We start from the raw sequence: 2,738 nt of genomic DNA, 5'->3' as shown, positions 1-2,738 counted from the left end.
GCCGGTCGGCTCCTGGACGTGGGCTTCGAGGAACCAGAGCTGCTTGTCGACGCCGCGCGACACCTCGGTGAAGAGGTCCGCCGTCCCGGCATCGCCCGCCTCGTCGGTGTCGTCGATGTTCTGGCGCACCGCGTTGGCGTAGACCGCGTAGCGGTCGATCAGCGCCGCGAGGTGGTCGGCGACGGCGTAGGCGTCGAGGGGGTACGGTGTGAGCTGGGAGGCGGCGGCCACCGCGGCAGCCGTGCCGCGCGCCGTTCCGCCGAGCTGCGTGATCCGCTCGGCCACCTTGTCGTTGTAGTCGTCGAGTTCGTCGCGGAACCCGTCGAGCATCAGGTGGATGCCGATGAACTGCGGCCCCTTCAGGTTCCAGTGCGCCTGCTTGACGGCGAGCGCGAGGTCGATCCCGTCCGAGAGCCGGGCATTCAGCGCCTCGGTCGAAACCTTCTTCGCGTTGGATTTGGTATCGTTCTGCGTCTCGTGGAGCCGCTGATGACCCACCGTCGAGTTCTTGTCCGCCATGATCGCTCCTGTGGTTGCAACGGGACCGGCTGTCCCCGTGCTGCGTGATGAGCCGTTCGAAATTCGGAAGGCGCGCGATACCTCGGCCCACCGCAGGGGCATCCCGACGATGCCGTTGCCGCCGGGAGGCATGCGCTGGGCTCGCGCGCCCGCCACCTTTTAAGACCATCCACGCCTGCCGAGTTCCCCATCGCAGGGTCGTACCCGTGCGCGGGCCGGGCGCACCGCGGCTCGCAACCCATCCATGACGGAGTGCGTCCTGCCACGGGTCGGGTTGGGATGGAACGTGAAGCCCCTCACCTCCGTCGCCGCCGAGACCGCTCTCGGTTTGCGCGGCAGGCGCGTCAAGGGGATTGCGGCGCGTTCGGGCGCGTCTCGCCCGCGCCCGGCAGGTTCAGCAGCGTGAGCGGGTTGGAGCCGCCCAGCATCGTCGCCGGCATCGTCCCGTTCCAGCGATGCGCCGTCTCGTAGGCGACGACGCCGGGATTGGACGCGACCGCGGAACCGACCTGCTGGATGATCTTGGCCTCCGCCTCGCCGGTCAGCGTCGTTGCCTGCGCGGCGCCCTCGGCCCGCAGGATCGAGGCCTCGCGCTGCGCCCGCGCCTGCGCCACGGCGGCTTCGGCCTCACCGTTCGCCTGGGCGATCCGCACCGCGGCCTGTGCGGCGGCCTGGACCTTCGCCTGCTCGCCCTCGTAGCGGACCTTGGCGACCGTGTTCTCGGCCCGGATGGCGTCGTTCTTGGCCTGCACCGCAGCCTCGACCGAGGCCTGGAAGCTCGCGCTGTACGTGATGCTGCTGAGCTGCAGGTCGTCGATCTCGATGCCGAAGATGCTCCTCAGAGCTTCTGCGACGTTCCGGGTGATCTGAGCCGCGATCTGCTCGCGGTTGGCGGAGATGCCGACGGTGTTCTGGGTCGCGAAGACCCGCAGCACCCGGTCCGCGAGGACGGGCCGGATGTTCTCGGTGATGTCGACGTTGCCGCTCCGTCCGACGCCGTAGAGCAGCTTCAGGACGGCGCTCGCGGGAATGCGGTAGGAAATCCCGAGGCTGACGGTCACCGCTTGGTTGTCGATGGTGTAGACGGTCAGGTTGTTCAGCCTGAAGGTGTCGAGGCTGGTCTGGATCGTGTCGACGACGTCGACGAGCGGGAACTTGGCGTGCAGGCCCGGTCCGATCGGCCTGTCCGTCACCACGGTCCCGAGCCGCCGCACGCCCGCCATCTCCGTCGGCTGAACGACGTAGACGCTGCCGAGCACGAGTATGGCGGCCGCGATCACCAGCGGTCCGCCGATGCTGAGGCGGCGGACGAGCGCGGGCGGCAGCGGCGGCCCGAACGTCGGCGGCGTGGGGGCGCCCCAGGGTCCCTTGTTCTGCGGCATGGTCTGGTATCCCGCCCCGTGGAAGGTTGGAGCCGTTTCGAGCCGATGGCGGCAGGCGGCGGGGCCGCAGCGTCCGCGCAAGAACAGCGACGCAGCTCCGGGCGCCCGATGCCGACGGCACCCATGCTCACGCGCGTTGCGCGGGGTCCGTCGCCACGATGAGACCTGCCGTCACCGCGGAGAAGCGGTGGATCGAGAGCCGTATGAGCTGCGACGACGGTGCATCGGCGTCGTCAAGACGCGTCCTAGCTGTCCTGTCCGAGGGATGCGCCGTGACGCCTCGGACGCCGCGTCGGCGCCGGATCGCGGGGCATGCCGTCGTATCCCTCGATCCAGGCCGTGCGTTCCTCGGACGCGCGCGCATACGGACAGGCTTCCTTCGGTCGCCCGAGGCTGCGCGCACGCGCGCCTTGCAAGATGGGATCGGTCCGTGAGCCGTCGAGCGCCCTCATGATCGTGCCTCCGCCGATCGGACCCGTCGCGACGGGCCGCTCAGTCCTGACCTGGATCAGGACCGCTGCTTGTCGAGCAGCCATGACCAATCTGACTAAGCGTCGGGATCATAAGGGAGCAATGGAGATCGCGGCGGGATTTCATAAGTGTCCCATAGGCTCGGCCGCGCCCGGCAGGGCGCCGAGCGTCGGCGCTCCGCCGGGACGGACGCGGGTTCGCCCGCCGCGGCCCCGGATCGCCCTCGGTGACGGGCGGAGGCCGCGCTCGGCTGCGTCGCCTCCGGTTCCGCTGCCAAGCCTGCGGAATCCCGTTCCGGGGCTTCCACCTCGGCGGAGGCGGCGTCGTTCAGGCCGATCGGCGGGCTTGGCGGGCTGCCTGTCCCCG

The 2,738-nt window shown here is 70.0% G+C and carries 3 protein-coding genes; all 3 read right to left on the bottom strand.

The genetic code is table 11. From position 1 onward, the window contains the following. Nucleotides 1–519 (bottom strand): DNA starvation/stationary phase protection protein Dps (gene dps / locus ACFE8Y_RS21625; RefSeq protein WP_375466419.1); only part of this gene is annotated, 519 nt, incomplete at its 3' end. 344 nt (nucleotides 520–863) lie between these two features. Next, on the bottom strand, nucleotides 864–1,901 hold the full coding sequence (locus tag ACFE8Y_RS21620) for an SPFH domain-containing protein (RefSeq protein WP_375466418.1): 1,038 nt from the start codon (nucleotides 1,899–1,901) through the stop codon (nucleotides 864–866). 245 nt (nucleotides 1,902–2,146) lie between these two features. Next, a complete protein-coding gene (locus ACFE8Y_RS21615; protein WP_375466417.1) occupies nucleotides 2,147–2,353 on the bottom strand; it encodes an Rmf/CrpP family protein in 207 nt (68 codons plus the stop codon). Nucleotides 2,354–2,738 lie beyond the last annotated feature (385 nt).

The sequence above is a fragment of the uncultured Methylobacterium sp. genome, assembly GCF_964242245.1.
Classification (GTDB): domain Bacteria; phylum Pseudomonadota; class Alphaproteobacteria; order Rhizobiales; family Beijerinckiaceae; genus Methylobacterium.
This window is presented reverse-complemented; position numbering and strand designations above follow the sequence as displayed.